At 34.6% G+C, this 23,834-nt stretch carries 21 protein-coding genes and 1 pseudogene; 9 read left to right on the top strand and 13 right to left on the bottom strand.

Annotated features, from left to right (window positions below; all coding sequences use genetic code 11):
* On the top strand, window positions 1-958 hold a 958-nt coding region (locus HRU49_RS09930), incomplete at its 5' end, for a glycosyltransferase family 4 protein (RefSeq protein ID WP_363146621.1).
* A gap of 56 nt (window positions 959-1,014) precedes the next feature.
* Window positions 1,015-2,409: an exopolysaccharide biosynthesis polyprenyl glycosylphosphotransferase gene (locus HRU49_RS09925; RefSeq protein WP_296356689.1), complete on the top strand. Its 1,395-nt coding sequence runs from the start codon at window positions 1,015-1,017 to the stop codon at window positions 2,407-2,409.
* A gap of 9 nt (window positions 2,410-2,418) precedes the next feature.
* Here the strand turns inward: HRU49_RS09925 and HRU49_RS09920 are convergent, their stop codons facing one another.
* Together HRU49_RS09920 and HRU49_RS09915 are read right to left on the bottom strand one after the other, a co-directional pair.
* On the bottom strand, window positions 2,419-3,570 hold the full coding sequence (locus tag HRU49_RS09920; protein WP_296356687.1) for a DUF4105 domain-containing protein: 1,152 nt from the start codon (window positions 3,568-3,570) through the stop codon (window positions 2,419-2,421).
* A 12-nt stretch (window positions 3,571-3,582) separates the two neighbouring features.
* A complete protein-coding gene (locus HRU49_RS09915) occupies window positions 3,583-4,653 on the bottom strand; it encodes a PorV/PorQ family protein (protein ID WP_296356685.1) in 1,071 nt (356 codons plus the stop codon).
* 148 nt (window positions 4,654-4,801) lie between these two features.
* On the opposite strand from HRU49_RS09915, the gene HRU49_RS09910 reads away from it, so the two are divergent.
* Together HRU49_RS09910 and HRU49_RS09905 are read left to right on the top strand one after the other, a co-directional pair.
* Window positions 4,802-5,554, top strand: coding sequence for a CDP-alcohol phosphatidyltransferase family protein (locus tag HRU49_RS09910; protein WP_296356682.1), 753 nt, complete (start codon window positions 4,802-4,804; stop codon window positions 5,552-5,554).
* Between the two features lie 21 nt (window positions 5,555-5,575).
* The gene (locus tag HRU49_RS09905; RefSeq protein ID WP_296356680.1) at window positions 5,576-6,394 is read left to right on the top strand and encodes a tellurium resistance protein TerC; all 819 of its coding nucleotides are present in this window, start codon (window positions 5,576-5,578) and stop codon (window positions 6,392-6,394) included.
* Here HRU49_RS09905 and lptB read toward each other — a convergent pair.
* The 4 genes from lptB to HRU49_RS09885 form a co-directional block, all read right to left on the bottom strand.
* Window positions 6,391-7,131: an LPS export ABC transporter ATP-binding protein gene (gene lptB, locus HRU49_RS09900; RefSeq protein WP_296356678.1), complete on the bottom strand. Its 741-nt coding sequence runs from the start codon at window positions 7,129-7,131 to the stop codon at window positions 6,391-6,393. The genes HRU49_RS09905 and lptB overlap by 4 nt on opposite strands.
* A gap of 82 nt (window positions 7,132-7,213) precedes the next feature.
* The gene (locus HRU49_RS09895) at window positions 7,214-7,564 is read right to left on the bottom strand and encodes a carboxymuconolactone decarboxylase family protein (RefSeq protein ID WP_296356676.1); all 351 of its coding nucleotides are present in this window, start codon (window positions 7,562-7,564) and stop codon (window positions 7,214-7,216) included.
* A complete protein-coding gene (gene tatC, locus HRU49_RS09890) occupies window positions 7,557-8,378 on the bottom strand; it encodes a twin-arginine translocase subunit TatC (protein ID WP_296356674.1) in 822 nt (273 codons plus the stop codon). Before tatC ends, HRU49_RS09895 begins: the two co-directional genes overlap by 8 nt.
* Window positions 8,378-9,343, bottom strand: a complete 966-nt coding sequence (locus HRU49_RS09885) for a KpsF/GutQ family sugar-phosphate isomerase (RefSeq protein WP_296356673.1) — start codon at window positions 9,341-9,343, stop codon at window positions 8,378-8,380. Before HRU49_RS09885 ends, tatC begins: the two co-directional genes overlap by 1 nt.
* A gap of 87 nt (window positions 9,344-9,430) precedes the next feature.
* Here HRU49_RS09885 and recQ point away from each other — a divergent pair, with 87 nt between their 5' ends.
* On the top strand, window positions 9,431-11,632 hold the full coding sequence (recQ, locus tag HRU49_RS09880) for a DNA helicase RecQ (protein ID WP_296356671.1): 2,202 nt from the start codon (window positions 9,431-9,433) through the stop codon (window positions 11,630-11,632).
* Between the two features lie 394 nt (window positions 11,633-12,026).
* On the opposite strand, the gene HRU49_RS09875 is transcribed toward recQ, so the two are convergent.
* Window positions 12,027-12,455 carry a hypothetical protein gene (locus HRU49_RS09875; RefSeq protein WP_296356669.1) on the bottom strand — a complete coding sequence of 143 codons (429 nt, stop codon included), beginning with the start codon at window positions 12,453-12,455 and terminating at the stop codon, window positions 12,027-12,029.
* A 107-nt stretch (window positions 12,456-12,562) separates the two neighbouring features.
* On the opposite strand from HRU49_RS09875, the gene HRU49_RS09870 reads away from it, so the two are divergent.
* Entirely contained in the window at window positions 12,563-13,498 is a 936-nt protein-coding gene (locus HRU49_RS09870) for a peptidylprolyl isomerase (RefSeq protein ID WP_296356667.1), read from the top strand.
* A gap of 90 nt (window positions 13,499-13,588) precedes the next feature.
* Window positions 13,589-14,293, top strand: a complete 705-nt coding sequence (locus HRU49_RS09865; protein WP_296356665.1) for a tetratricopeptide repeat protein — start codon at window positions 13,589-13,591, stop codon at window positions 14,291-14,293.
* 56 nt (window positions 14,294-14,349) lie between these two features.
* Here HRU49_RS09865 and HRU49_RS09860 read toward each other — a convergent pair whose 3' ends face one another.
* The 3 genes from HRU49_RS09860 to HRU49_RS09850 form a co-directional block, all read right to left on the bottom strand.
* Complete coding sequence (locus HRU49_RS09860; RefSeq protein WP_296356663.1) at window positions 14,350-16,071, bottom strand: alkaline phosphatase PhoX; 1,722 nt, start codon at window positions 16,069-16,071, stop codon at window positions 14,350-14,352.
* A 95-nt stretch (window positions 16,072-16,166) separates the two neighbouring features.
* Window positions 16,167-17,381, bottom strand: coding sequence for a GTP-binding protein (locus HRU49_RS09855; RefSeq protein WP_296356660.1), 1,215 nt, complete (start codon window positions 17,379-17,381; stop codon window positions 16,167-16,169).
* A 132-nt stretch (window positions 17,382-17,513) separates the two neighbouring features.
* The gene (locus HRU49_RS09850) at window positions 17,514-18,335 is read right to left on the bottom strand and encodes a hypothetical protein (RefSeq protein ID WP_296356658.1); all 822 of its coding nucleotides are present in this window, start codon (window positions 18,333-18,335) and stop codon (window positions 17,514-17,516) included.
* A gap of 117 nt (window positions 18,336-18,452) precedes the next feature.
* Here HRU49_RS09850 and HRU49_RS09845 point away from each other — a divergent pair, with 117 nt between their 5' ends.
* Window positions 18,453-18,629 carry a hypothetical protein gene (locus tag HRU49_RS09845; protein ID WP_296356656.1) on the top strand — a complete coding sequence of 59 codons (177 nt, stop codon included), beginning with the start codon at window positions 18,453-18,455 and terminating at the stop codon, window positions 18,627-18,629.
* A 169-nt stretch (window positions 18,630-18,798) separates the two neighbouring features.
* Window positions 18,799-19,029, top strand: coding sequence for a hypothetical protein (locus tag HRU49_RS09840; protein ID WP_296356654.1), 231 nt, complete (start codon window positions 18,799-18,801; stop codon window positions 19,027-19,029).
* A gap of 41 nt (window positions 19,030-19,070) precedes the next feature.
* On the opposite strand, the gene HRU49_RS09835 is transcribed toward HRU49_RS09840, so the two are convergent.
* From HRU49_RS09835 to HRU49_RS09825, 3 genes and pseudogenes are all read right to left on the bottom strand, one after another.
* Complete coding sequence (locus tag HRU49_RS09835; RefSeq protein ID WP_296356653.1) at window positions 19,071-19,931, bottom strand: glycoside hydrolase family 16 protein; 861 nt, start codon at window positions 19,929-19,931, stop codon at window positions 19,071-19,073.
* Between the two features lie 21 nt (window positions 19,932-19,952).
* A complete protein-coding gene (locus HRU49_RS09830) occupies window positions 19,953-21,902 on the bottom strand; it encodes an alpha/beta fold hydrolase (protein ID WP_296356651.1) in 1,950 nt (649 codons plus the stop codon).
* Between the two features lie 23 nt (window positions 21,903-21,925).
* A pseudogene (locus HRU49_RS09825) lies at window positions 21,926-23,834 on the bottom strand (hypothetical protein); the annotation flags it as partial.

Raw genomic sequence — 23,834 nt, 5'->3', positions numbered from 1 at the left:
CATTACCACTAAAGAGACCTTAGGAGCTCAATTAGGTGAGTTCTTTTTGGTCAAAATAGTGTCTGATAAATCGAGTAAAATTATACGATTACTAGATATGGTATGGACTCTATTTTCAAGAAGGTCGAATTTAGATTATGTCTTGATCGATACCTATAGTACTACTAATTTTTATTATACTGTGGTTATAAGTAGGATGTGTAGATACTTTAAGATTAAATACATTCCTATCCTGCATGGTGGAAATCTTGAAAGTCGTCTAAAAAATAGCCCTAAACTTAGTGCTAAGGTTTTTAAAGGCGCTTATAAATTAATATCGCCATCAAATTTCATGAAATATACATTTAAAAAATATGGTTATCGCAATATTGAATTTATTCCAAATACCATTAAAATCGAAAATTTCGTATTTCAAAAAAAGACAATTGAAAGTATTAAACTTTTGTGGGTGAGATCTTTTTCGGAGATATATAACCCCCAATTGGCTGTTAAGGTGCTTAAATGTTTAAAAGTTTCATTTCCAAATGCAGAGCTATGTATGGTTGGACCAGATAGTGATGGAAGCTTATCTGAAGTTAAAAAGTTGTCAGAAGAATTGAAATTAGATGTAAAGTTCACCGGCAAATTAACTAAGTCAGAATGGATAAAATTATCTGAGGAGTATAACATATTTATCAATACCACGAACTATGATAACACTCCAGTTAGTGTCATTGAAGCTATGGCATTAGGATTACCAATTATTTCTACTAATGTTGGTGGTATGCCATTTTTAATTGAGCATAATGTGGATGGGATTTTAGTAGATCCCAATGATGTTGATAATATGGTTAGTGAGATTAAAAGACTGTCTCAGGATGAGCAATTAGTCAAGCGACTGACGTGTAATGCAAGAAATAAGGTTGAACAATTTGATTGGAATGTAGTGAAGGCAAAATGGAAAGAGCTTTTGTCTTAAAAAAAAGTTAAATATATAAATTCTACTTATTATCTTTACAGCCATTAGTCCCGTTAATGAGTCGTAAAAAAAGTATACACTTCGAAGTTTCTGAAAGAAAGATACTTCTGAGAATCATGGACCTTGTCATGGTTTACTTAGGCGTTTATGCGCTAAATTTTTATCCAAAGTTTGACTATGTACAGTTTGATGCTAACAATATAGTAGCTATAATTCTTCTTGGCTTATATATTTTAATATTTGGGACTATTTTCGAATTATATGATCTTCAAAAAGCGAGTAAAATTGATACAACCTTTAGAAATGTTGTAATAGCATCATCAACTGTTGTTCTTTTCTATCTTTTAACACCTGTTCTTTCGCCGTATTTACCAGAAGAACGTATGCAAATTGTATACTTTTTTTTAATCATTTTACTTTCTATAATGATATGGCGTTTAGTATATATTAACCTAATTGAATCCCCGAGATTTTATAAAAGAGTTCTTTTAGTTGGCGAAATCACCAATATTGATGGGTTAGTCAATGCTCTTGTTACTTCTGATCCAAATTATAAAATTGTTGGCTTTATTAATAGTGAAGCTTCTACTGAAGAATCAGTTAAATTTAAGGGGCTTAAAGAATTCGAAGCAAATGCCTTTTTAGATATTATTGATAAAGAGAAAATTTCCGAAGTACTGGTAGCTAGTTTTAATTCAGAGTCTATAATTGCTGAAGTTTATCATGATCTTATGCTCTTGTTGGAAAGAGGATTTAAAATTAGAGAATACACACAGGTTTATGAAGAGTTGCTTTATCGTGTTCCTATACAATTTGTAGGTAAAGATTTTTACAAATATTTTCCCTTCAGTCGTAGTAATGAGAATAAACTGTATATTTTTTTTCAACGTACTTTCGATATAATAATTGCTATTATTGGATTAATTGCTGGATTATTTTTAACACCTTTTATTCTTATTGGGAATATGATTGGTAATAAAGGGCCTTTATTTTATACACAAGATAGGGTGGGAAGAAATAGCAAGAGTTTTAGGATTATTAAATTAAGGACCATGACAATTAATGCCGAGAAAGATGGTGTTAAATGGGCTCAAAAGGATGATAAACGAGTAACTGCATTTGGTCGATTTTTACGTCGTTCCAGATTGGATGAATTTCCTCAGTTTTATAACGTACTAAAAGGCGAAATGAGTATTATTGGACCTAGACCAGAACGGCCTTTTTTTGTTAATGAGTTATCACGTATTATTCCGTTTTATCAGACGCGACATATAATTAAACCAGGATTGACTGGTTGGGCACAAGTTAAGACAAGTTATGGCTCTACAATCGAGGATAGTTTAACCAAGTTGCAGTACGATTTGTATTATATAAAACACCGCAGTGTTTTTCTAGACTTCAATATTGCTATAAAGACGCTAAGCACTATTCTATATTATAGAGGGCAATAGAAGTTATATTTACAAAATTTTCACAATATAAATATAACGCAATGCTATAGCCAGTAACAAGGGAATTAATCCAATGGCGAATACTTGCACACCAATTAACCAGTGCATGGTTAATAGCACCATCATAATGATTAGGAACTTTAAATACCCTTTCATCCATTTTTTAGGCGATTGCATTCTTAACTGATGTACTATTAGAATATTAAATGGAAAAGCCCACAAAAGATTATAATTATTAGCAGTTGCCGAATGATCTGTACCAAACCATAAGAACATTAATAACAAACCGATTATTCCTGTAATCATTGCAATTAATACATCCAGCCATCGCGTTCTTTCATTTCTTTTGTTGTCTTTCAGCGTGATATATATTATAAATATGGCGAGTAAACTAAATATTACTAGTGGGCTTAATAAAATGTTTGAGCTTGATGCATTTGATCGACTAGAATACAACTCCGATGAGCTCTTTATAACATTGGTTCCATTTTCAAATTTAGCTTTTTCAAAAAAGCTATAGATGTATTTGGGTAAAAACATGTACTCATAGGCAATTGCGTCTCTGTCAATTACTGATCCTAATGCAATATCAATTCCTAAGCTTCCCCAAGTATTCCTGTTTAAATGTTCATGAATGAGTTCTCTAAACGTGGCTTGCTCAAAGTTTTTAGGAAGTACGTAATCAATTTTTTGATCAGTCACCTTTTGAGCGATATCTCTAATTTTAGTGGCACAATTATCATAGAAGAAGTCATAGAGATAAGCTCTATTTTCAGGTTTATAATTATTTTCTAAAAATTCAAAGAGTTTTTGTTTTTCTTCGTCGGACAGATTCAAAATTTGTTCTGAAATTGACCTGTTTTGACCCGAGTAGTATCTGTAAATATCTGAGAATCGATGCCTGCTAATAAGATAATTAAGTTTTCCTCTTGCAAACTTAAGATAGAAATTCGGAGCATCGAAATCATATTCACCATAACCATAAACAAGGTCTATGCCTTGATCCTTTATTCTAAACGCATTATGGCCAAAGGCATCATTTAGAGATGTTCCTGGACCGAAAGTAAGCACCGAAATTTCTGCCTTAGGCGACAATTGCAATTGCAATGCAAAAGATAAAGTTGTAAAAAGAACTAGTAAAAAAGATAGTTTTAATCTCATAGGTCTAATTTACTATCTAAAAACGCTAAAATCTATTTTTAAAGAGAAAACATTCGAATATAGCGCAGCACTTTGATCTCCAATGTCCGTAAAGGCATAATCTATTTGAATACCTTTGTATTTAAAGCCAACCCCAAAATTTGGTTGAAAGGTTAGATTTTCAGAGTTGTCTATTTGTAGTTCGTTTTGAAAATTACCAACACCACCTCTTAGAAATACTAAATCAGTATAACCAAACTCAAAACCTAACGCTGGATTAATACTAGCAAAGGACGTTGAAAAAACATCATTGTTTTCTTCGAATCTTAAATTTAAGTTTACTGCTGCTTCAAGGGAATAATCATAATGGAATATCCATGTCTTAGACATGCCAAGTTGAAGTTTTGGAATGGTAATTTCAGTAGTCTCAGGTAGCTCTTGATTTTGACCTTCAATGGCACCGCTAATTTGTTCAAACTTTTCTTCGTCTATCGACCAAGCATTATAAGTTGTGGTGATATCTCTTGCCATCAGTCCAAACTTCCATCCGTTTTTATTTTCAAATTGAATCCCTGCATCTAACCCAAATCCCCAAGACGACGCAAAATCACCAATAATTCTTCTTATTACTTTGGCGTTTACTCCAAAATTTAAACCATCCAAAGGTAATTTTCTAGCATAGGAGAAGGTTAAACCGTAATCTGCTGTTGAGAACGTACTTATTCTATCGTAATTAATATTACCTTGATCATCTATGAGCTGAGTGGTATCTAAAATATCATCGACTCCAAATCTGATTAGTGAAATGCCAACTGCGCTTCTATCGTCTAAAGGCATTGCATAAGCGATGTAATTGTAATTGGCAATATTGGCAAAATAACTTGAGTGCATAAGTGCAAGCTGGCTATCTTCAAGTTGTACCAATCCCGCCGGATTCCAATAGCCAGAATTAACATCGGAAGTTTGAGAAACAACCGCATTACTCATACCCAATGCAGCGGCATCAACACCTATATTCATAAATTCGTTCGAATATTTTCTGGTCGATTGCGCAGTTACAATAAGTGTAAAGAGTGTTAAGAGAATTACAAGGTAATTTTTCAACAGCAAAGTTTTTTACAAAGATGCATAATTTTTCTATCTATTTAACTCTAAAATATCCTTCTTATTGTTCAGCTAATCTGCAAATTGGAAAAAATTATAAGTCAAGCTCAAATACTTTTTTATTTTTACACAAATTAAATTCATGAGTATGAAAAGGCATATACCCAATATGGTTACCCTTCTTAATTTATTTAGTGGTTGTATTGCTTTAATTTTTACAGTTTACGGAAACTTTGTGGCTGCAGCTATTTTTGTGTTTATTGGAATTTTCTTTGACTTTTTTGACGGGCTTTTAGCACGCAAGCTTAATGTGCAAAGTCCACTTGGTATTCAACTCGATTCTTTAGCGGATTTGGTAACAAGTGGAGTGGTACCAGGAGTAATAGTGTTTAAATTAATTTCATTAACTGTTGATGCGCCTGACTATTCTGAATACAATGATAGTTGGAATTCTATTTTTCATTGGCAAGGATTCAAAATGTCTTTAGTACCTTTAATTGGATTATTTATTCCACTGGCTTCAGCTTATCGTTTAGCAAAGTTTAATTTAGACGAAGATCAACAAACCTATTTCAAAGGTTTGCCAGTGCCAGCCAATACGTTATTGATTTTGTCTTTGCCGTTGATATTAGAATATCAAAATAGTGACATCATCAATTCAATAATTATAAATAAATGGTTCTTAGTTGTATTAACATTTTTGAGCTGCTATTTATTAAATTCTAATATAAAATTATTTGCGCTAAAATTTAAGGATTGGAGCTTTAAGAATAACGGAGTACGATATGTGTTTTTGATACTGAGTGTGGTTTCCTTAGTCATCTTAAAGTTTGCTGCAATTTCATTAATTATTACACTTTACATTCTACTTTCCTTATTGGATAGAAAAAATATTCACTAAATACTATTATATAGAACAGTTATGGCAGAAGTTATATTTACGCTATTAATGCTTGTTATGTTACAGGCGGTATTAGGATTTGACAATTTACTCTACATTTCACTTGAATCTAAAAAGGCACCTTTAGATGATCAAAAGCGCGTTAGAAAGGTTGGTATATTAATTGCGATAGTCCTTAGAATAGTGTTACTTTTTATCTTGGTCTCTGTTATAGAATACTTTCAAGAACCTTTTTCATTTTTAACAGGCCGTATTGATGATGTTTTAGATTTTGCGTTTAATGGCCACAGTATTATAGTCTTGGCAGGTGGATCATTCATAATTTATACAGCTCTAAAAGAAATTTGGCACATGATTTCAACAAGTCATATGGATCATGATATTGAGATTGCTGGAGAAACCAAACGCAGTAAATCTGCAAATGCTGCAATTGTGAGTATCGTTATTATGAATTTAGTATTTTCATTTGATTCTATTTTAGCTGCTATCGGATTAACTAGTGATATTAATAATTCTACAACAGCATTTATTATCATGGCCATTGCTATTGTGGCAAGTGGGTTATTAATGTTACTATTAGCAGATAGAATTTCTATATTCTTGGCTAAAAACAGAATGTATGAAGTTCTTGGGCTATTTATTCTTTTTATTGTTGGTATTATGTTAGTGACAGAAGGGGGACATTTAGCGCATCTAAAGATTTTTGGCAATGAGATTGTGCCAATGAGTAAAACAACCTTCTATTTTGTAATTGCGATTTTAGTTGTAGTGGATGTTGTGCAAGGACGTTACCAAAAGAAATTGATAAAAGAAGAGATTGCTAAAAACGAAAAATCTTAAAACTCTAACTTCTTTTTACGAAGTTCGAAGTTCTGTCCTAGGTATACTTTGCGAACCATTGCATCATTTGCCAATTCTTCGGGGATACCAGCCTTTAAGATACCACCTTCAAACATAAGATAGGTTCTATCTGTAATAGCAAGTGTCTCTTGAACGTTATGATCGGTAATTAAGATGCCAATATTCTTCTTGGTAAGTTTGGCAATAATACGTTGTATATCTTCTACAGCAACAGGATCCACACCTGCAAATGGTTCATCGAGTAAAATGAAATTTGGATCCGTGGCAAGTGCACGAGCAATTTCTGTTCGGCGTCTTTCTCCTCCTGAAAGCAAATCCCCTCTGTTTGTTCTGATATGACCAAGACCAAATTCTTCAATTAAGGATTCCATTTTTTCGTGCTGTTGCTTTTTACTAAGCTTGGTTAACTGTAATACACTTAAAATATTATCCTCTATGCTCAGTTTTCTAAAAACAGAAGCCTCCTGCGCAAGGTAGCCAATACCGTTTTGAGCACGCTTATACATTGGGTATTTAGTAATATTAGTACTATCTAAATAAATGTTTCCACCATTTGGTTTTATGATACCGACAATCATGTAAAATGAAGTGGTTTTGCCAGCACCATTAGGACCTAATAACCCTACGATTTCACCTTGATTTACCTCAAGAGAAACATCTTTTACAACTTTCCGTCCACTGTAGGATTTCATTAAGTTTTCTGCACGTAGTTTCATAGGTGTTTTGTCTAAGTCAATAAAAATAGTAAAATCAATCAGAATCTATGATTGGCTTATTATTTTTATTAAAAGTTTAACCTTAAGAGTAATGCTCGTCCAAGGCTTCCCAATACTCATGAGCACGTCTGAGATGTGGGATGACTATAGTACCTCCAATTAATGTTGCAATACCTAAAGCTTCACTAATTTCTTCTTTGGATAATCCTTCTTTATACGAAGATTCTAGGTGATACTTAACACAATCATCACATCGTAAAACTGTTGAGGCTACCAATCCAAGCAATTCTTTCGTTTTTTTATCGAGCGCACCTTCAGCAAAGGCATTGGTGTCTAAATTGAAAATTCGTTTTACTATTTTATTGTTATCCGCTAATATTTTGTCGTTCATTCTAGAACGGTAATCATTAAACTCTTTAACGCTATCAGACATGTTTTGCTTTTCTATTTTGATTTCTAACAACAACGGCAGAAATGTATATACTTATTTGATATAATATTAATATTGGAATGGCTACAATAACCTGGCTTGCGATATCTGGTGGTGTAATTATTGCCGATAAAATTAAAACAATAACCAAGGCGTATTTACGATACTTCTTTAAGAACTGAGGTGTTACCAAACCGATTTTAGTCAAGAAATAAATAATAATTGGTAACTCAAAAACAAATCCAGAGGCAATTGCAGACGATCTGACTATGGCAATAACCGAACTAATATCAAATTCATTAGATATTAATTCGCTGACTTGATAATTGGCTAAGAAATTTATCGAAAGTGGTGTAATGATGTAGTACCCAAAAAGTACACCTGTAAAAAATAAAAGTGATGCTACTACCAAAAAGCCTCTTGAACTTTTACGTTCATTGTCTTTTAGACCTGGGCTTATAAAACTCCATAACTGATAAAGGACATAAGGAAAGGCCACAATAAAGCCTACGTAAATAGAAGTCCAGATATGGGCAGAGAATTGTCCGGCGACGGTTCTATTCTGAATTTTAAATGGGAACTTTTCTGCACAGAAAGTGGTATCCTCAATACCAATTAGTTTTGAGACTTGACATAGGCCGTTGTATGTTGGGAAATCCATTTTTGTAGGTCCAAAAATGATGACGTCAAAAATGAATTTATAAAAAATTGCTGCAATCGTTGCCGCAATAACAATTCCTAATGTTGCTCTTATTAAATGCCATCTTAAATCCTCAAGATGGTCTAAAAAAGACATCTCATCAATATTCTTTGCCATTATATAATGCCTTCTTTTATTAAATCATGAAGGTGAACAACACCAGCGTATTTTCCGTTTTGTTTTACCAGCAATTGTGAGATGCCAAATTCTTCCATCAATTCCTTTGCATCAACAGCCATAGCATCTTCTTCAATGCATCTTGGGTTTTTGCTCATAATATTTTTGGCTTTTAGCCCAGAAATATCATTACTTTTGCTTAGCATACGTCTTAAATCACCATCAGTAATAATTCCAAGAATATTACCGTCTTCAACAACAGCTGTAACCCCAAGCATTTTCTCTGTAATTTCAACAATAACTTCTTTTAGACTGGCATCTAATGTCACTTGAGGTTTTAAATTTTGAGACGATAAATCATTTACTCTTAGATACAGGCGCTTTCCAAGTGCTCCACCAGGATGATATTTGGCAAAATCTTTACTTGAAAATCCTCTCAACTCTAATAATGACACAGCTAAAGCATCTCCCATAACGAGTTGAGCGGTGGTACTTGTTGTTGGTGCTAAATTATTTGGACAAGCTTCCTGTTCTACATATGCATTAAGAATGTAATCGGCTTGTTGACCTAAAAACGAGTCTTTATTACCAGTTATAGCTATCATTTTGTTCTTAGCATTCTTGATAAGTGGTACCAAAACTTTAATTTCTGGTGTATTTCCACTCTTAGAGATACAAATAACAACATCATCTTCAAGGATTAATCCTAAATCACCATGAATGGCGTCTGCAGCATGCATAAAAATAGCTGGTGTGCCAGTCGAGTTTAAAGTGGCTACAATTTTGTTAGCAATAATGGCACTTTTACCGATTCCTGTGATAATAACGCGACCCTTAGAATTATAAATTAATTCAACTGAATTTGCGAAGTCTTCAGTCAGTAATGCAGATAGATGTGCTATCGCTTTACTTTCTAGTTCTATAGTGCTTTTAGCGATACTGAGAATAGACGCTGAGGTGTTCAAAACTAATTATTTTTAGTGTTTTCAAAGTTTAAAGAAATTATTATCTTTAAGCATATGCAAAAGTAAATAAAATACTAATAGGGATTAATGAGTATTGCAGAAATTGACTTACACTCCTCGTTAAAAAAATACTTCGGATTTTCAGGATTTAAGGGTCTACAGGAAGAGGTTATAAAGAATGTGATTGCAGGAAATAATACATTCGTTATAATGCCAACTGGTGGTGGTAAATCGCTATGTTACCAATTACCAGCATTAATAAAAGATGGTACAGCCATAGTTGTATCGCCACTTATTGCATTAATGAAGAATCAGGTGGATGCCATTAGAGCAGTATCTGAGCATGAAGGTGTAGCCCATGTTTTAAATTCATCGTTGAATAAGACTGAAGTAAAACGTGTTAAAGATGATATTACTAGGGGTATTACAAAACTACTTTATGTGGCCCCAGAGTCCTTGACTAAAGAAGAATATGTAGACTTTCTTAAATCGCAGAAAATATCATTTATGGCAGTAGATGAAGCCCATTGTATTAGTGAATGGGGACATGATTTTAGACCAGAATATAGAAATTTACGTCACATTATAAAACGTATTGGTGATAATATTCCAATCGTTGGTTTAACAGCTACTGCAACACCGAAAGTGCAGGAAGACATATTAAAGAGTTTAGGAATGAGTGATGCCGTTACTTTTAAAGCATCATTTAACAGACCGAATCTCTATTACGAAGTCAGGCCCAAGACAAAAAATGTCGATGCTGACATTATTCGTTTTATCAAGCAAAATGAAGGCAAGTCGGGTATCGTTTATTGTTTAAGCAGAAAACGTGTAGAAGAATTAGCTCAGGTTTTACAGGTTAATGGCATAAAAGCAGTGCCTTATCATGCAGGTTTAGATGCTAAAACGAGGGTGAAACATCAGGATATGTTTCTCATGGAAGATTGTGATGTCGTTGTGGCCACAATTGCCTTTGGTATGGGTATCGATAAACCAGATGTTAGGTTTGTGATTCATCATGATATCCCAAAGAGTATTGAGAGTTATTATCAAGAAACTGGTCGTGCAGGTCGTGATGGAGGAGAAGGCCACTGTTTAGCATTTTATGCTTACAAGGATATAGAAAAGCTCGAAAAATTCATGTCAGGTAAACCGGTGGCAGAACAAGAAATTGGTCATGCCTTATTGCAAGAAGTGGTAGCCTTTGCAGAAACTTCCGTCTCTAGACGAAAGTTTATTTTGCATTATTTTGGTGAAGCTTTTGACAATGAAACAGGCGAAGGTGGAGATATGGATGATAACGTCCGTAATCCTAAGAAGCAGGTAGAGGCTAAAGACGATGTAAAGATTCTTCTAGAAACCGTTAAGAACACCAATGAAAAGTACAAATCTAAAGATTTAGTTCAGGTTATTATTGGTAAGACTAATGCGCTTATAACGTCACATAAAACGGATCAGCAACCATTTTTTGGAGTAGGCAAGCATAAGGAAGATCGGCATTGGATGGCCTTAATTCGTCAAGTTATTGTTGCTGGATACATTAAAAAAGATATCGAAACCTATGGTGTGCTGCGATTAAGTGACATGGGTAAACACTTTTTAGAAAAGCCTGTATCCTTCATGATGGCCGAGGACCATGTGTTTGATGAGGAATCTAATGACGGTATCATTACCAACTCAAAAGGCGGTGGCGTCGCAGCAGATGAACGCTTAATGACCATGCTTAAAGACTTACGTAAGCGCAATGCCAAAAGTTTAGGAGTACCACCATTTGTTATTTTTCAGGATCCTTCCTTAGAAGATATGGCCTTAAAGTATCCAATTACTTTAGAAGAACTATCAAATGTACATGGAGTAGGTGAGAGTAAGGCTAAGAAATATGGTAAGGATTTTATTGCCTTAATATCCGATTATGTTGAAGAACATGATATTATGCGACCAGATGATATGGTGGTAAAATCAACGGGTTCTAATTCTGGTTTAAAGTTGTATATCATCCAAAATGTAGATCGTAAATTACCATTAGACGACATTGCCTCTGCTAAAGGCATGGAAATGTCTGAGTTTATAGGCGAAATGGAATCCATAGTCTATTCTGGAACAAAACTTAACATTAGCTATTGGATCGATGACATTCTAGACGAAGATCAGCAAGAAGAAATCCATGAGTATTTTATGGAATCTGAAAGTGATAAGATTGCTGATGCTGTAGAGGAATTCGATGGTGACTACGAAGACGAAGAGCTGCGCTTATACCGCATTAAGTTTATGAGTGAGGTGGCTAATTAAATATTTTCGTGCATTTTTCTTTTAGTTATGTTAATGAAGGTGTTCTGCATTATATTCATAATTCTATTCTTTCCATTTTTTGTTTGGCTTGTTGGTTATGTCAATTCATGATTTTTAATACCATTCTTTCGAGAAGAAGATGCAAAGGACTTTCTTTCTTCTCATGGCTATGAATTTATTAGCAGTAAGGAAATAGAGGATGATGGTTTTTATAAAATTGAAGAGAGTCTTATATCTAAATTCTACCCTTACAAAACATATTATCGTATTGATGCTACATCCATCACAGACGGTTCTAAAATAATATTCAGATTGATTCTCAGTAAATCCTTTAGAGCTTTTGGATATAAAAGAGACTTACATTTTTTTGAAGATAAGAGTAATTTATAGTTTATTATTCGTCTTTGTATTTAGTAAATAGAACTTCTCTCCCTTTTACTGTCAATACAATTTCTTTCAATTTAGCTTTTTCAAGTTGTTTAATGTCTGATTCTTCAATCTGAAAATCAATATTGGTTACAAAACGGCCTTTTGTTTCTGTTGGGTTGGTTTCAAATTCTAGCGAATCTGAGTTCAGTGTTAATTCAAAATCCTGGCCTTTAAACATCAATTGGGCACCATTTTTACACTTTACATTAAGCGCACCAACAACAACCGTCTGAAAGAAAAAGTAACCACCTAATTCGTTAAGTCCAGAAAAGAGCACATTATGTTCTGACACACCATAAGGCTCTAGTTCTATAGAATTTATAATAGCTTCAATACTGTCATTAGACGTTGCTTCACCCGATTTGTTGAATAACTTAGAAAATGAAAATCCCATGAATTGTGTTTTTGGCAAAACTAGGTTTAATAAATCAATTCTCAAATCATAATTCGTAAATCGTAAATCATTGATTATCTTTGCAGCCTTAATTAAAAGAAAACACAATGCAAGACGGATTATACGCAAAATTCAATACCTCGAAAGGCGAAATAGTAATCAATTTAGAGTTTGAAAAAACTCCAGGTACAGTTGGTAATTTTGTGGCTTTAGCAGAAGGAAATTTAGAGAACTCTGCAAAACCCCAAGGAACACCATATTATGATGGTCTTAACTTTCATAGAGTTATTCCTGATTTTATGATTCAAGGTGGTTGCCCACAAGGTACAGGTACTGGAAACCCAGGTTACAAATTCGATGACGAAATTCACCCAGATTTAAAGCACGATGCTCCTGGAAAATTATCTATGGCAAATGCAGGTCCTGGGACCAATGGTAGCCAGTTCTTTATTACACATGTTGAAACTCCATGGTTAGATGGTAAGCATACCGTCTTTGGAAATGTAATTGAAGGTCAAGATGTAGTTGATGCTGTAGCCCAAGGTGATAAAATTGAAAGCTTAGAAATAGTGAGAGTTGGTGCAGATGCTGAAGCGTTTAATGCTGTGGAAGCCTTTAGAGTATTTGAAGGCGCAAGAGAACAACGCATCGCTGCAGAACGTGAAGCTTCAAGAGCAGAGTTAGATAAATTAGCTGCTGGTTTTGATGAAACAGCGTCAGGATTACGTTACAAGGTGATTCAGAAAGGTGATGGAAAAAAGGCAGAGAAAGGTAATATGGTATCTGTACACTACAAAGGCCAATTGGCTGATGGGACTGTTTTTGATTCGTCATACAAGCGTAATTCTCCTTTAGATTTTCAAGTTGGAGTAGGACAAGTAATTCCAGGTTGGGATGAAGGTATTTGTCTATTAAATGTAGGTGATAAAGCACGCTTAGTTATTCCTAGTGATTTAGGCTATGGAGCTGCTGGCGCTGGTGGTGTTATTCCACCAAATGCAACATTGATATTTGATGTAGAATTAATGGACATTAAAGGTTAAATAAGCCCTTTTACGTAACAAAATAGAAATAGAATCGTCTCACTTTTAAAGTGAGACTTTTTTATTTTTATTAATTCAACCAATCAAAAAATGAAATTTAAATTATCCATTGCATTATTTTTAGTGGCTTCGGTACTGGTGAGTTGCTCAAAATCCATTGAATATTCAGAGACATTTAAAAACGATACTTCAGGAAAATACCTTTACAATCCAGATGAATTAATCCTGGTGTATTATGAAGGTAACAAGCTTTATCTCAATTGGAAAGGTGGAAAGGTTGCTCCAGTAACATTAGAAGAAAACGAATTTTTTGTGCCAGATATGTACAAGAAGTTTCGATTTGTACAACATCCAGATACCAAAGAGCGCTATCTCTCAATCGTTGACGAAGAAGATCAAGAGAAAGTAACCTATGATTATTTAAAAGTTAACGACGCCTATAAAACTCCGAGTCAACATTTAGAGGCTGGAAATTATGACGATGCCTTATCTGGGTATTTAAAAATAAAAACACAGGATTCCACCAGTTCGTACATTAATGAGTGGAGTTTTAATAGTAAAGGCTACCGATATATTAGAAATGAGGAATATGATAAAGCCATTGGAGTACTTAATATGAATGCACAATTACACCCAAAAAGTCCAAATGTGTTCGACAGTTTAGGGGAAGCCTACCTTAAAAGTGGTGACAGTCTAGAGGCTTATAATAATTACAAAAAAGCCTTAGAGCTTAATCCTAATAATATGCGTGCTGAACGTTATTTAAATGCTTATAAGACTGAAGAAAAAGAATAAATCGTTACGATTTCTTTATTGTTTGAATAGTACTCCAATTAGATTTAAACGGTACTTTAAATATTAAGTTCATTTAATCGATTCATTTTCTCAATTAAATTTCCAGTAATTGCCACGACTGCTGGTTTAGGAATATTATCCTTATCGAAAGGCCATTTACTAGTTGGGTTATTGATATCTTTAGTTTGCTCACCAGGATGTTGAACACTTAAAAATAGAGTTTTTCCGTCTGGTGAAAACCATGGTCCCGTGAGCTCAGCGTCCCTTGGTGCAGAGGCAACTCTCAATACTTTACCAGCATCATCTCCAAATCTTGGAATAACAAATAGGCTGTTGTTTTTAAATGCTAAATAAGGCTTACCGTCTTTATTCATGGCATTACCAGACATATCAGAGGTAAACCAAAGGTTTCCGGAATGATCAAAAGCTAAATTATCTGGACAAGAAAAACCGTTGGCTTCACCACCTGCCATGAAAGTAGATGCACTAAAGGTTAAAGCGTCAAATTTACCCTCAGATTCTTCAATTTTTAGAATTGAACCATGAAAATCATTTTTACGCTTATTATTAGTAAGCGACACAAAAATATGACCTGTTATAGGATCTATTTCTATATCTTCAGGACGATTAAGTGGAGTAGCGCCTAATAGTTTAGCAGCTTCTCGTGCCCTAATAAGAACTTGAGTTTGATCCTTAAATTTTTCTTGTAAGATTGGTTGAGTCTCCCAGTCAAGTGCTAACCATTTGCCATTAATAGTATCTGCAACATAGAGTACACCTTCCTTTAACGAATTTGGCTTTGAAGAGACAAATTTATATAAATGTTCATTATTACTATCGTCTCCAGTGTAGGCAACAATACGTTTGTCTTCTAATTCATAAAGGGTACAACATTCGTGCGCAAATCTACCTAAAGCAATGTGCTTTTGGGCATTTCCAGTTTTAGGATCAACCTCCACGACCCAACCATAATGTTCTGGCGGATTATCATAATAATTTTCCCAACCGTAGTAATAACTTTCTTTATGCTGGGGTTCTCCATTTGCATCGTAAAGGGTTTCGCCATAAAAACCGTCATAGTTTTCCTCGCATGTTAAAAAGGTTTGCCATGGTGTAATACCACCAGAACAATTGGCCAACGTTCCCATTACTGTAGATTTTCCTTTAATCTTATAATCCCAGTTGAGTTTTATGGGTGTCTTTGCTGTAATACGTCTATTATAAGGATCATTTTTTACAATTTTCCACTGCCCATTTTCTTCTTTGATTCTAACAATACTTCCACCAACATTATACATTTCTTTGTCAATTTGCGCAATAGACTTTTTTGTTTGATCGTTAGTAAACCCGTTCTGATGTGCTATATAAAGCGGATTAATATATTCATGATTTACCCAAAGAAGGCCATCTTTAGGATTAGACTCGTCTAACGGAATAAAACAGGTAAAATCATTGTTAAATCCAAAAGTCTCTTTATTACTAATATTATCACCCCATTTTATAATGGTATGGTAATTTAAGCCATCTACGAGTAACAAATCGTCCCGATCCGATGCTGGCAAAGCTTTTAGAATTAGTTTTCTCAATTCATCAATGCGATCTTGAGTAATGTCCTCAACTTTAATTGGTGTACTTGTATTGCCACAAGAAGTTAAATAATGCGGAAACAATACTGTTCCAACGCTAGCTTTACCTAAAAAGGAAATAAATTGACGTCTGTTATAACTCATATGAACCAAATTGAAAATAATGGCTAAAACGAAAATTAATCTTTTCACATTTTACTATGAAAAAAATGAGGTTATTAAATGTTTAATAACTTATTTTTAATAATGGTAATACGCCGCTTGATGCTTTTAAATTTTTAACACATCTATAAAGCAAAAGTGCGTTCTACTGGCCACTGGTCTTCATAACCTTCTTGCCATTGTTGAGTTGCTAATTCCTCATCTGTAGATAAACATAAGTCTAATTGTGCTGTGATATGTTGCTCATTGAGATTTTGTCCAATAATAACAATCTCGTTTTTACGATCCCCGAAAGTAACATCCCAGTCCTTTTCAATCTCGTCTTTGTTTTCTACAAACGCGTATTGTTGAATGCGACTTTCAAAAGGCATGCTGCACCACCAAACACCAGCGCTATCGGCTTTTACAGATCCCCCTGCCTGACCCCAAATTAAAGCTTGATCTGGTCTTGAAGATAGCCAAAATAAGCCCTTGCTTCGAATAACATTATTTGGAAATTTATCTTGTACAAAGCTCAAGAATCGCTGAGAATCGAATGGTTTTTTAGTTCTATAGACAAAGGAAGAGATGCCATATTCTTCAGTTTCTGGGGTGTGCTCTTCTTTATTTAATTCTTCTATCCATCCAGCACTTTGTTCTGCTTCTTCAAAATCAAATAATCCTGTATTTAGTATTTGGTTTGGATTAACTTTACTAAAGCTAGATTCAATAATCTTAGCTGAAGGATTTAACTTTTTAATTGTAGCCTTTAATATGCCCAAATGGTCTTCAGACACTAAATCAGTTTTGTTTAAGATGATGACATTAGCAAATTCAACCTGATCAGTAAGTAGATTAACTATTGTTCTGAAATCACCATCGATATCAGTTAATTCCCGATCCATTAGAGTTTCTGGACTGCCAAAGTCTTTGAAAAAGTTAAACGCATCTACAACTGTCACCATTGTATCTACATAGCTAAAGCGCGAAAGGTCAATGTTGTTTTCTTCATCAATAAATGAGAATGTTTGCGCAACTGGTATAGGCTCACTAATGCCAGTACTCTCAATTAAAAGATAATCGAATCGATTTTCTTTAGCTAATCGTTCTACTTCAATCATTAAATCTTCGCGTAGTGTACAACAAATGCATCCGTTACTCATTTCAACGAGTTTTTCTTCAGTCCTCGAAAGAGTGTTTTCACTTTTCACAAGTTCTGCATCGACATTAACTTCACTCATGTCGTTAACAATAACTGCTACCTTTAATCCAGCTTTATTATGAAGTATATGATTGAGTAGTGTTGTTTTACCTGCGCCAAGAAATCCGCTTAAAACTGTTACTGGAAGTTTTTTGTCCATATGTAATGCCTTAAAAATTCAAAAACAAAATTAAAACTAATACTAAATAAACGCAACTAAGTTGCGTTAAATAAATATCAATAAAAAAGCGCATTATTTAAATGCGCTTTGAATTCGTTTTATGAGTATTTATTATTCCTCTTTCAGAGTTACAGTGCGCTCAACTGAGTTAAATGGTCCTGGTACTGCATTACCATCATTATCAATTAATTGTAAGTTAATAGTTGCCTCTCCCATAGGAAGGCCTTTTACAACATGAGGTACCCATTGCGTAATCATAAATTCTTCACCATTAATAGTTGCTTTCACTTTATGTCCTGATTCGGATAATTCTGTATTTAAAACAAAAAAGTCTAAAAGGATATGTTGCGCATCCTTTCCAACATAAGTCCCTTTTGGTCGGCTATAAATTAATGTTGGTGCACTCATATCTAAGCCTTGAGTATCTTCTGCATTTTCACCAACAACTAATTTTCTTACTACCATTGAGTTGTCATTTTTAACTGATTCGTGATAAGAACGACTTAAAAATGCTACTAGATGATGAACACCAACAGGAATTTCTTTTTTAATATTTGGTTCGTAGTGCGCAGAATATGGTTGGTTATTCAAAATAAAGTGAATGTGTTGTCCCTTGCCAGAATTAGCTAATTTTTGAGCATTTGGACTGTCAGTTTGGTCACCTAAAACATAGTTGTCTAAAGTAAAGTCAAAATCAACTTCTCCAACTTCGGATATAGCCATCGTTTCTGGTGTATCCAGCCTTAATTTTGCATCTGCATAAGCAGGTGAGTCTGTTAGTGGTGCTATTGTTATTTTAGAAGCTGTATCAGGAGCTTTAACTTCCGTTTGTTCTGAGTTGTTTTCTGTAATATCTGCCTCTGTTTTATCATTTTTACAAGCAGTTGCAAAGACTATACAAAATGTTAATAGCGAAAATTTGAGATGTTTCATGGTGTTTTGGTTTTATCATAGATTATGTAGTAAAGTTACGGATATAAGCCAATTGTAACAAATCGTTAAATGCTTCTTTAAAATCTTAATCAAAGAAGAGTTAATGCGAGGGTATACTTGCAAAACAGGCAAGCTACAAAAAAAGGTCAGGTGATTTTTGAAGATGGAGTAACGCTTAATGGAGTGTACTGTGTGAGAGATGACGTGTGTAAACTTTCTAAGCTGAGTGAAAATGGAAAAGACCAAGCAGTGAAACTTGTTGTTAATGGTGGTTTACTAGGGAAACGATACTGAGTCCCTGAGCAAAAATCAAACTTAAGTACTGTTGCTTTAAACGATATGGAAATGTGCCTCATACCTAAGTCATAAATTTGAACAATTTATCTAAGGATCCTAATTTGATTATGGGTGTAATGGGGAAAATGCTGAAGATTTATAAGAGCCCGTTTACACCATTGTTACTGTGAGAGAAAAATCTGTAAAGGCTAAAATACCGCAAATTTTAATCGATATTCAAGATAAATTTGGTGCAGATGATCAGGGTTATTTAAATACAATTCTATCAAGAGAAGATTGTGCAGGTATTGTAGGTACGGCGACTGAATCAGCAATTAGAATTTTATTGTGTTTTAAAAGGAAGGTCTCATTTTTACCTCACGAAAACGTATTAAAGTTGAACGTTGTAATAGCTTAAAATAGATAGAGTAGTGTGGTGTTTTTATCTAACGCCAATACTTACTGATAAATTCTTATATAGTCAACCACCATAGGGCTCTCGACAAAGTCATTACCAATATCTGGTTCGATAGCAATGTTTAAGATTAAATAATAATTGTCATCATAAGGCCAGGTTTTTTCGTTCTTAACTTTTGGTTTATAGGCATAGTGCACTTTTCCATCGATGGCAAAGATCATGCTATTTTCATCCCAATCTATAGTATAAATATGAAAGGAATTACTGACATCATTAATTTTTTGCCCACCTAGATTTTTGACATTGTCACCATAACTTGAACCATTATGTACTGCACTGGAAACATAATTTTGATTTTTGCCCCAATGTTCTAGAATGTCTATTTCGCCGCAATCTGGCCATTTCTTTTTTCCGTAACCAAGATTATCCCAATAAGCACCATCTTCATCGATATTTGTATTTAACATCCAAATGGCTGGCCAGGTTCCCACACCTTCAGGAAGCATAGCTTTGATTTCAACGCGTCCATAAGTAAATGCAAACTTAGAGTTAATGCGTGCAGAGGTGTATTCCTTGGTATATCCTTGATCGGTTAACTTTTCTTTTCTTGCTACTAAATAGAGCTTCCCATCTTTAACAAACGTATTTTCTTCTCGATCTGTATAGTGTTGAATTAAACCGCCCCACCAATTACCATGTGGAGGAAGTTGCGTTTGTAAGAACCATTTTGTGGAATCTATGACTCCTTCATTATTAAATTCATCAGACCATACTAAATCATTAAAACCAACAGAAAACTTTGTAGTATCTTCTGTTGGTTCCTGTGAATTTAATTTATATAGTATAAATATGCTTACTAATAATCCAAGTAATAATGCTATATACTTTATGTAATTAGGCATATTTATCTGTCAGTTTGAGTTTTACTCACTCTTACTCTGAATGGTTTCAGATTTAATTTCACCATCTATTGGTGCGTTTTCTTTTTTAAGGTGTATATCTAAGAACTCAATTATTTTGCTGTAAGCCTCAATTTGATTCTCCTTTTTAACGAATCCATGGCCTTCGTCTTCAAAAAGTACATATTCTACTGGAACACCATTTTGTCTAACACCATCAACAATTTCATCAGATTCGACCTGAAGTACTCGTGGATCTTGAGCTCCTTGTAAAACGATTAAAGGCTTGGTTACTTTATGGGTATGAAAAAGAGGTGAAATGCGCTTTAAGCGCACTGAGTCTGCCGAAAATGGATCGCCTAATTCTTTATAAAGTGCTTCTCTAAAGGATTCCCAATATGGTGGTATGCTTTTCAATGTTCTCATCCAGTTAGTAACTCCAAATAGATTAACGCCAACATCGAATTCTTCAGGTGTATAGGTAAGAGCCGCCATAGTCATATAACCACCATAGGATCCACCTATAATTCCGATTTTATCACCATCGATTTCAGCTTGTGTGGCTAACCAGTTTTTGCCTTCAACACAGTCTTGTAAATCCTTCTCACCATGGTTTTTATCATCCATTTGATAAAAAGTCTTACCGTAACCACTACTTCCTCTATTATTTACTGCCAAAACAGCATAGCCTTGATTAACCATATACTGTATTAACGAACTAAAATTTTGTCGGGTTTGTCCACCAGGACCACCATGAACCCATACCATAGCAGGTACTTTATTATCTTCTGACGCTTGATGAGGTAAATAATAGATAGCAGGAATCTCAACACCATCAAAAGACTTAAAACGCACGACCTTAGCTGTTACCAAATCTTTAGGATTAATATCGTCATTAAGTACATTAGTAATGCGGTTTTGTTCTTTAGTTTCTAAGTTGTAAGTATACATATCGGAAGGTGAATTAGAACCTCCGACATACATTCGCATCCAACGCTCATCATCACTAAAACCAACACTTGTTATACTCTTTCCATCAAAATTTGGAAGCTCAATTGGTTTCATGGTTTGTGCATCCAAAACATCAATGGCATTTTTTCCGTCTTCATTAACATAGATAACCATGTATTTTCCATTAGAAGTTAATCCGCTACCTAAAATATCCCATGCTTTTTCAATAACCTTGGTTTTTTCTTTCGTGTTTAAATTATAAGACATCAGATACGCAAATTCAGAGCCATCATCTGTAGTGTAATAGAATGTACCATTGTCTTTTGAAAATTCCTGAGCAGAATTAGCACTTAAATTAGTATTAATCTTGGCGGTTTCCTTTGTTGTGGCATTATATACAAATAAGTCACTATCGTTGGTATTCACCGTTTTTGATAGTGCAAAATAATTTTCATCATCAGACATGCCAGAAAAATCCATACCATCATTATTTTGATAGAGCATTTCAGAAGAATAATCGTCTATTGACATTTTATAGACATCAAAAAATCGTCGGTCCCTCTTATTAGAACCGTAATACAAATATTTGTTATCTTGTGACCATCCATAAAAATCAGACTTAACTCCTTCGTCTGGTGTAATATCTTTAATACTACCGTCAAGTTCTCTTACGTATAAATGGTCTATCTCATCTCCGTTCCCATCAGCACTAAGTAACATTCTATTATCTTCTGGGAAATACGAGTTAGCGTAGTACGACGTTGTGTCCGATTGCGTAATCGGTGTCATTTCGCCACCTTTAGTTGATACCGTGTAAACGTTGTAGATTCCTGTACGATTACTCGACAAGAGAAGCTTACTGTTATCCATTGAAAAGCTTCCACCACCAACGGCTTCATTATCCATAAATTGCTCTATGCTATATAATTGAACTTCGCGTTGTGCCAGTTCACCTTCAGCTTTATCTTCCTTGCATGCGCTCAGGAAGACAAGCATAGTTAAAATTAAAATGTTGGATCTCATATTGATTGATTTTAGTTTCTGATTTAATCGATACTAAATACTTTAGTGGCTTTGAAAGGATCTATTTGAATTTGTTTCATCTTGGCTTGATATTCCTTCCAAGACTCATTAAAGAATGAATTTGTTTCGCCAAATAATTTATCAAGCGCGTCTTTAGCATGCTTAATTAAGGTGGTCTCTGTTGATGTAATTCCTGTCTGACTATTACTTACATAACTTCTGGCGAGTCCTAATCGCTGCAAAGGTGTAACCTCAGGATTTCTTGTTATACCTTGGCGTTTATCCACCTTCCCTAAATATTTATCAATTAAAGTATTTATACTTTTAACGGTTTCTTTAGAGGCCTTAATCTCTTCTTTGTATTTGTCTTTATCAAGCTTAGAGAGCTCTTTTTGATATTTCTCTGCTATTCCTTTGCTCTCAACTAACTGCTTTACTGCATCAGCAGCGGTTTGCTGCATTTGTTCCATTTGTTTTAAAGTTGAATACACCTCGTCTGTATTTTTCTGAGATACATTAAGTCTTGGATCCGACTTCACTTCAATAGTTGCTTCTGAGGTTTGATCACCATAATGAAGCACAGCCTTGTAAGAACCAGGTTTTACAGCAACTCCTCCAGGTTCTCCTCGTCTTTCCCTTATGCGTCTTGAGGGATAATCGACACCAGATTCATTCATATACCAAGTCCACTTCTGTAACCCATTTTCTTTAGGTGCTTTTCGCTTTAAAGTTCTAATTAAACGATCACCATCATACAATTTAAGGGTAATAGAATCCCATTTTACAGCTTTTTCTTTAGTTTCAGAAGCCTTGTCTTCTGATTTATCATCTTTATTACTTTTAGGTAGTTCCTTTTTATTAAAAAGATAGGTAAATTGAGCACCACCACCACGATTTTCACCATGGTACATGGCATCACCGCCAAAGCGGCTTCCACTCGGTTGCTGATATGCTGCTTGGTAAGCTATAGGAGGATTGAACAATGCGATGTTCGAATTCATAATAGCAGTATTACGTGCTATAGCTCTTAAAGGTCTTATATCATCTAGTACCCAAGCTGCACGTCCAAAAGTTCCAATCACTAAATCATGTTCACGTGGATGAATTACTAAATCCTTAACTGAAGTTGTAGGGAAACCTTCCGTCCATTTTGTCCATTTTACACCTGCATCTAGAGAAACATATAAACCGTCATCTGTACCTAGGAATAATAAATTTGGTTCTTCCACATCTTCAACGATAGCTAAGGTATAACTCTGTACATCATTTTCATCTATAATTCGTTCCCAGGTCTTACCATAGTTTTTGGTTCTGTAGGCATAAGGTGTGTAATTAAATCGTCTGTAATCATTCGCAATTAAAAGTGCTTCACCTTTATTTTTGTTAGATGCTTTAATCTGTGCTATCCAACTTCCTTCTGGCAAACCTTTAATATTTTTTGAGACATCTGTCCAGTTGGTGCCACCATCGGTAGTATAGTGAACACGACCATCATCAGTTCCTGCCCAAAGCATAGCCTTTTCTACAGGACTAGGTTCTATAACAAAAACGGTACAATGGTTTTCAGCACCTGTTGCATCCATAGTTAATCCACCACTTTCAGATTGTTTCTGCTTTTCTGGGTCATTGGTCGATAGATCCGGTGATATAATAGTCCAAGTCTCTCCTTTATCCGTTGATTTATGCACAAATTGACTACCAAAATAAATAGTGCTATTGTCAAAAGGATCGATGTTTATTGCAGAGTTCCAATTAAAACGTAATCTAACATCTGGATCTGGATGTGTTGGTCTTACACCATAATTATTACCAGTTTGCCAATCGTAGCGACTCACATAACCTTGCTGACTCATTGACCAGCCATAACGAGAATCATCCCTATCAGGAACAACGTCAAAGCCATCTCCAAAGCTTATCTCTTGCCAATAACTA

Source organism: Winogradskyella sp. (assembly GCF_013213975.1).
Classification (GTDB): Bacteria; Bacteroidota; Bacteroidia; order Flavobacteriales; family Flavobacteriaceae; genus Winogradskyella.
Note: the sequence above shows the minus strand (reverse complement) of the source record. Positions and strands in the feature narration are given on the sequence as shown.